The organism is Streptomyces sp. S6, assembly GCF_054880855.1.
Genome location: NZ_JBTYMC010000024.1, coordinates 34,346 through 41,465 on the forward strand (window position 1 = coordinate 34,346; position 7,120 = coordinate 41,465).

Consider the following 7,120-nt stretch of genomic DNA (forward strand, 5'->3'; position numbering starts at 1 on the left):
CCATAAGGCGGCCTCCCCAGGAAGCGGCCCCCTTCACGAAGCCGTCACCCGCTCGTCCGTCCGCACCAGCCCCGCGTACCTCCCCTCCCCCGCCACCAACTCCTCGTGCGTCCCCCGCTCCACGACCCGACCGCCCTCCAGGACGACGATCTGATCCGCGTCCCGGATCGTCGACAGCCGGTGCGCGATCGTCACCGTCGTCCGGTCCTTCGACAGCGCGTCGATCGCCTGCTGCACGGCGTGCTCGGTGCGCGTGTCCAGCGCGCTGGTCGCCTCGTCGAGGATCAGCACCGGCGGATCGCGCAGGATGGTCCGCGCGATGGCGAGCCGCTGCTTCTCACCGCCGGAGAAGCGGTGGCCCCGCTCACCGACGACCGTGTCGTACCCGTCGGGCAGGGAGGCGATGTGGTCGTGGATCTGCGCCGCGCGCGCCGCATCGCGCAGTTCCTCGTCGCTCGCGTCCGGCTTGGCGAAGCGGAGGTTCTCCGCGACCGTCGCGTGGAAGAGGTACGTCTCCTGGGAGACGACGCCGACCGACCGCGCGAGGGTGTCGAAGTCGAGGTCCCGGACGTCGACCCCGTCGAGGGTGACCCGGCCGCCCGTCACGTCGTACAGCCGGGGGACGAGGTGGCCCAGCGTGGACTTGCCGGCGCCGGTCGGACCGACGACCGCGAGGCTGCGGCCTGCGGGGACGGTGATGTCGACGCCGTCGAGGATCGCGCGGCCGGCACCTTCGCCCCCCGCACCCTCACCGCCGTACCGGAACGACACCCCCTCGAACCGCACCTCGCCCTTCACCTGCTCCAGGTGGACGGGGTTCTCACGCTCGGTGATGTCGATCGGCAGATCGAGGTACTCGAAGATCCGCTGGAAGAGCGCGAGGGACGTCTGGATCTGCACCCCCGTCGACAGGAGGCTCACAGCGGGCCGGAAGAGCCCCTGCTGGAGGGAGACGAAGGCGACGATCGTGCCCAGCGAGACGTCGGGCCCGCCGAGCTGGAGGGCGACGCCCGCCGCCCAGTAGATGACCGCCGGCATCGCGGACATGACGATCCCGATGACGGACATCCGCCAGCGCCCGGCCATGCTGGAGCGGACCTCCAGGTCGACCAGCCGCTCCGACTCGTCCGCGAAGGACTTGGTCAGGGAGTCGGAGCGGCCCATCGTGCGCCCCAGGAGGATGCCGCTGACCGACAGCGACTCGGTGACCGTCGCGGACATCGCGGCCATCTGTTTCTGCCGCTCGGTGGTGATCTTCTTGCGCTCGGCGCCGACCCGGCGGCTGACCCAGACGAAGACCGGCAGAAGCAGCAGCGAGACTGCGGTGAGCCGCCAGTCGAGGGCGAGCATCGCGACGATCGTGGCGACGACGCTGGTGAAGTTGGAGACGAGGGACGTCGCGGTGGAGGTGACGGTCGCCTGCATGCCGCCGATGTCGTTGGCGATGCGGGACTGGACCTCGCCGGTGCGCGTACGTGTGAAGAACGCGAGGGACATGCGCTGGAGGCGGCCGTAGACGGCGGTGCGCAGGTCGTGCATGACGCGCTGGCCGACCGTCGTCGAGATCAGCGTCTGGAGGACGCCGAAGACGCCGGAGAGGACGGCGCTGAGGATCATGCCGAGGGCGAGCAGGCTCAGCAGGCCCGTACGGCCCTGGGGGATCGCGACGTCCAGCGTCTCCTTCAGCAGGAACGGCGTCGCGACGCCGACCAGGGAGGAGGCGGCGACCAGCAGGCCGACGAGGGCGAGGCGGGCGCGGTAGGGACGGAACAGCTTGAGGATGCGGCGGACCTGGCGGGGCTGCGGCTCGGTGGCTGCGCGGTCGGCCGGTGGGTTCCAGGCAGTTTTCTCTCGGTCGGGGTGCATGGGCTCCTTCGGGAAGCACGAGGATCAGGATCACGCTCATTGTTACCTATACTCACAATGATTGGCATCCTGTTATTGTTCCCGTATGGGCACACCAGATTCCGACAGCCTGCTCGCCGAGCAGTTGCTGCGGTTCACCCGCCGCGTGCACCGCATCCAGAAGCGGCACATCGAGGGGTGCGGCCTGGGCGTCACCCCCGCCCAGTCCCGCCTGCTGCGCACGCTCGCGCAGTACCCCTCCCCGCCGCGCATGGCCGACCTCGCCGCGCGCCTCGAAGTGGTCCCGCGCGCGGTGACGACGCTGGTGGACGGCCTGGAGGCGAACGGCAAGGTGCGCCGGGTCCCCGACCCGGCCAACCGCCGCGTGATCCGCATCGAACTGACGGAGGACGGCGTCGGTGCCCTGCTCAAGCTGCGCGGGGCACGCCGCTCCGCCGCCTCGGAGATCCTCGCGCCGCTCTCCGAGGACGAGCGGGAGGCGCTCGGTGAACTGCTGGAGACGCTGATGAGCGGCATGCCGGTGCACCACTGAGGCGGCGGCACACACAGCGAAGAAACGCGACCGCCGCACCCGAGGGCACGGCGGTCGCGGGAAATCCCCGGTGAGAGCTCAGCTCGCCTCGGACGCAGGCTCCTTCTTGGCAAGCTGGGCGGGCACAGCGGCCGGCACCGCATCCTCCTGCACCACATCGATCTCCCCGTCCAGCACCTTCTTCGCCCGCTCGACGTCCAGCGCCCCCTCCCACCGTGACACCGCGAACACCGCGACGCAGTTGCCGAGGAGGTTCGTCACGACGCGCATCGAGTCCATGATCCGGTCGACGCCGAGCAGCAGGGCGACCGCGCCCGCCGGGATCGCGCCGAGGGAGGACGCCGTCGCGGAGAGGGCGAGGAAGGCCGAGCCGGGGATGCCGGCCATGCCCTTGCTCGTCAGCATCAGGACGAGGACCACGGTGATCTGCTGGCTGAGGCTGAGGTCGACGCCGACCGCCTGGGCGATGAAGAGGGTGCCGATGGAGAGGTAGAGGGAGGCGCCGTCGAGGTTGAAGGAGTAGCCGGTCGGCAGGACGAGGCCGACCGCGTCGTCCCGGGCACCCGCCTTGCGCAGCTTCTGCATGACACGCGGCATGACCGACTCGGTGGAGGCGGTGCCGAGCGCGAGCAGCATCTCCTCGCGGATGTAGCGCAGGAACTTCCAGAGGCTGAGCCCCGTCACCGCCTTGAGGGCGACCGCGAGCAGCGCGACGAACAGGGCGGCAGCCGCGTAGCACAGGGCGATCAGCTTGCCGTACGTCTCGATCACGCCGAGGCCGTAGTTGCCGATGAGGACGGCCATCGCGCCGAACACGGCGATCGGGGCGAGCCGCATGACGAAGCCGACGATCGCGAAGATGATCTCCTGGGCCTGCTCGATCGCGGGCAGCACCTGCGGGACCTTGGTGTGCCCGAGGTGCAGCAGCGCGGCGCCTACCAGGCAGGCCAGGATCAGCACTTGGAGCAGGGAGTTCTCGGCGAATGCGCCGATGAACGAGGTCGGCAGCGCGTGGAGGATGAAGTCGGTGGTCGACGGCAGCGAGCCGCCGTTCGTCTTCGCGTCGACCGCCGCCGTGTTCAGCGTGGCCGGGTCGACGTGCATCCCCGAGCCCGGCTGGACGAGGTTGGCGGCGACGAGCCCGACGAGCAGCGCGAACGTGCTCGCGACCTCGAACCAGATCAGCGCCTTGAGCCCGATCCGGCCGAACGCCTTGAGGTCACCGGCCTTGGCGATCCCGACGACGACCACGCAGAACACGAGCGGCGAGATGATCGTCTTGATCAGCCGGGTGAACCCGTCACCGAGCGGCTGGAGGTCGGAGGCGAAGCCCGGCCACAGTTTACCGACGGCGATTCCGAGCACGAGCGCGATCGCGACCTGGAGGAAGAGCGAGGTACGCAGCGTTCGTGCGACGCGTCGCGGCAGGGACGGTACTGACTGCGGCACGGGCACTCCTGGGAGGGGACGGCGAACTCGCGGAAGCCCTACGGGACTTCTGCGATACGGAAAGTGTCTTCCGTGCCGATCACTTTGGAGTGCCCGTGACTCAGGGGGAAGACCTCCGTGTTGCCGATTTGTAAATCACGGCCGGGGTGATGGATCACACATCGGAAGGTTTCAGCAGGCGTTGCTGTCCCGCGTCAGCACGCCCTGAACCGCCGTCACCGTGCGGTCGTAGCAGCCGCGCGAGCCCGTCAGGCGGTAGCGCTCGGTCGTCGTGGCGACGCCGTGGCGCTGGTCGCGCGGCACGCCGGTCGTGTACGTCGCGTCGCCCGTGTACGTGTCGTCGAGCCGCGACCGGTACCCGCGCGAGTCGCTGACGACGGACCGGTCGCCGAGCGTCATGACGGTGCGCAGCCGGGCGTCCGCGCCGATCGTCGTCGTGCCGTCCATCGTGTACGTCCGGTGCGTGCGGGTCGTGTGCCGGCCGGCGGTGACCGTCTCGTCGTCCGTCCACATCCCGTCGAGGGCGTCCGTGTTCTCCCCGTCGGCCCAGCGGTGCGTCGAGGTGTGGGCCAGGGTCCGGGTGACCTTGGTGGTGACCCGGCCGTGCGAGGTGTCGACGTACCCGGCGACCGTCAGGCTGTGCCCGGCCTCCGTGTCGACCCGGTGCTCGGCGCCCGGCGTGTACGTCGAGTCACCGGCCGGGGCGCTCTCCTTGTGGGTGAGCAGCCTGCCGCCGACCCGCGCCTTCCTCGCGTCTTGCCACACGAGGACGTTGACCGGCGCGCTCCACCCCGTCTGCCCCTCGGGGACGCCGACGACGGACACCTCGACGCGGTGCGGACGGCCGTCGTTGAGGAGGCCCGCGAAGGGGGTCAGGTCGTACTCGATCGGCTTGATGTCGAAGGCGCGGGGGCCCGGGACGACGTACCAGAGGAAGGGGTTGGACCAGCCTCCGGTCCACACCGTCGGGAACGGCGTGGCGATTCCGGCCAGTTGGCCGTCCACCTTGATCCGCACCTCCCGGTACGGTCCGTCCGGCGTCTGACAGGAGTAGGGCGCCGGCGTCGGGACGGACAGGTACCAGTACTCCTCGCAGCCGCCGCCGGAGCCGGTCGCGTAGACCTCGGCGAGGATGCGTTCGCTGTTGCGCGGGGTGGTGAGGGTGTGGTCGGGGGTGAGGGTGAGGACCTTGTCGGGGACGGCATCGCCCGAAGCGCCCGTCGCCTTGGCAGGCACCGGCGCCTTGTAGAACGTCAGCGTCACCTTGACGTCCAGCACGCCCGTGTACATGTCGTCCACGACGTTCCCGATCAGCATCTCCACGTCCTGCGCGCGCCGGAGCGTGTCGGTGTACCGCGTGACGTCCTTCTCGACCGACCACGCGATGCCGTCCGGCGAGGGCTGCGGGGTCGAGGTGCGGAAGATCTCGACGCCTCCGATGTGCAGGTAGCCGAGGCGGTCGTACTGGCGGCCCTTGACCTTGCCGTCGAGGCGCAGGACGACCCTGCTCCAGCGGTCGCCGCAGCGGGCGGGCGGGGTGTAGGTGCCCCGGTAGGGCGTGAAGTCACGGAACTGGGCTTCGGCGACGGTGACTTCACAGGACTCGGTGTGGGGCCTCGGGACGGGCGGGGCGGCGGTCAGGGGGTCGTGCCAGTCGGAGCCGAACTCGGGCGGGGCGTCGGCGACTCGGGCGGTGCCGACGGCCTGTGCGGGGAGCGTGGCCGAGGGGAGGGCCGCCGCGGTGAGCGCGGCGAGCATGGTGAACATGGACATGATGAGCCGTCTCGTCATGGCCGGTGTTCTAGGGGAGTCTCCCCCGCCTCGCAACCGTGCGGTTCAGGCCTTCAGTTCGGCCCGGTCCCCCATCACGACGACCGGGTGCGCGGCCGGGTCCAGCGTCGTCAGCAGGTGTGCCATGCCGGTCTTCGACAGGGTCACGCAGGCCGAGGTGCCGGTGCCGTGGTCCATGTGGAGCCAGATGCTGCCTCCCTTCCGCTCCCCCTCCGGGCGTGTCGGGTCGCTCGGGGAGGTGCCCTTGATCCGGTTGTAGTCGATGGCGATGACGTAGTCGAAGTCGTGCCGGTACGGCTTCTGCCACCAGCTCGGCGTCTCGAAGGCGCCGGAGCGGGTGTACGGCAGTTTCGTGCCGGGGTTCTTCAGGACGCCACCCGCGTCGGTGAGCGTGAACACCCCCACGGGGCTGCGGCCGTCGTTCTCGTGGTGATCGGTCGTCCAGCCCTTGCGCGCGTTGTGGGCCGGCCAACTGCTCTCCTTCTGCCAGGTTCTGCCCTGCTTGATGTACAGAACGACCGTCGCGTCCGGAGAGTTCCTGCCGTCCCCGTAGACAGTGACGACCTGTCGGGCGGCGGCGGGGATGCGGTCGTGGAAGGCCGGGCCGACGTCCGGGATGGCGGTCAGGGCTTTCGCGGCGGCGGGCTTCTTCGCCCCGGCGTTCCCGCCGTCGTGCGCCTGCGTGCTCGCGCAGCCGGTCAGGGCGGCGAGCAGCGCTCCGGCCGCCGCCGCGGTTCGTATCGCGGTTCCTCGCATGCGCCCCATGGTCTCAATCTCGGCGGCCCAGGGAAAACCGGTTGTGATTCATCGTCCGCCACGGCGAGGCTGACACGGTTTGCGCCTCCTTCCGACTGGGACGTCATGCAGATCAAAGACCTTCCGTACCTCGATCCGGGTGTGCCGGACGCACGCTCGGGGCCCCGTTTCCTGTGGTGGCTCGGCCGGAGCCAGGCGGGTGGTCAGCTCAAGGCCCTCGCGTGGGGCCTGCTGCACTTCCCGGCGGTCTCGGGGCTGCCGTTCGTCGTGGGCTACGCCGTCCAGGCCGTCGTCGACCGGTCGGGCACACGGCTCGCGCTGGCGGGCGCGCTGATGCTGCTGTGCGGTGTCGTGACGGCCGTCGGTGACACGTTCCTGCACCGGGCGGCCGTCACCAACTGGATCACCGCCTCGGCCCGCGTCCAGCAACTGCTCGCCCGCAAGGCGTCGCTGCTGGGGTCGGCGCTCACGCGGCAGGTCTCGGCCGGTGAGGTGATCGCCGTCTCCACCGGGGACATCGAGAAGATCGGCTGGTTCGTCGAGACCGTCTCCCGGTTCACCGCCGCCGCACTGACCGTCGTCCTCGTCTGCGCCGGCCTGCTGGTCTACCAGCCCGCGCTCGGCGTGATCGTCGCCGTCGGTGCGCCCGTCGTGGCGTTCGCGGCGCTGCCGCTGCTGCCGAGGGCGACCCGGCGGGCCGACGTCGAGCGCGACAAGGCGGGGCGC

Annotated in this window: 5 protein-coding genes and 1 pseudogene; 2 read left to right on the forward strand and 4 right to left on the reverse strand. The window is 70.4% G+C overall.

Going from position 1 to position 7,120, the window contains the following annotated elements:
• Positions 1-33: 33 nt before the first annotated feature.
• Positions 34-1,866, reverse strand: coding sequence for an ABC transporter ATP-binding protein (locus tag ACVNF4_RS05850; protein WP_461801581.1), 1,833 nt, complete (start codon positions 1,864-1,866; stop codon positions 34-36).
• A gap of 85 nt (positions 1,867-1,951) precedes the next feature.
• Between ACVNF4_RS05850 and ACVNF4_RS05855 the strand changes: the two genes are divergently transcribed.
• A complete protein-coding gene (locus tag ACVNF4_RS05855; RefSeq protein WP_461801582.1) occupies positions 1,952-2,398 on the forward strand; it encodes a MarR family winged helix-turn-helix transcriptional regulator in 447 nt (148 codons plus the stop codon).
• Positions 2,399-2,476: 78 nt separating this feature from the next.
• Here the strand turns inward: ACVNF4_RS05855 and ACVNF4_RS05860 are convergent, their stop codons facing one another.
• The 3 genes from ACVNF4_RS05860 to ACVNF4_RS05870 form a co-directional block, all read right to left on the reverse strand.
• Positions 2,477-3,847 (reverse strand): cation:dicarboxylate symporter family transporter, encoded by a 1,371-nt coding sequence (locus ACVNF4_RS05860; protein WP_461801583.1) that lies wholly within the window; start codon positions 3,845-3,847, stop codon positions 2,477-2,479.
• Positions 3,848-4,018: 171 nt separating this feature from the next.
• The gene (locus ACVNF4_RS05865) at positions 4,019-5,638 is read right to left on the reverse strand and encodes a peptide-N4-asparagine amidase (protein ID WP_461801584.1); all 1,620 of its coding nucleotides are present in this window, start codon (positions 5,636-5,638) and stop codon (positions 4,019-4,021) included.
• A 45-nt stretch (positions 5,639-5,683) separates the two neighbouring features.
• Entirely contained in the window at positions 5,684-6,394 is a 711-nt protein-coding gene (locus ACVNF4_RS05870) for a hypothetical protein (protein ID WP_461801585.1), read from the reverse strand.
• 105 nt (positions 6,395-6,499) lie between these two features.
• Between ACVNF4_RS05870 and ACVNF4_RS05875 the strand changes: the two are divergent.
• A pseudogene (locus ACVNF4_RS05875) lies at positions 6,500-7,120 on the forward strand (ABC transporter ATP-binding protein); the annotation flags it as partial.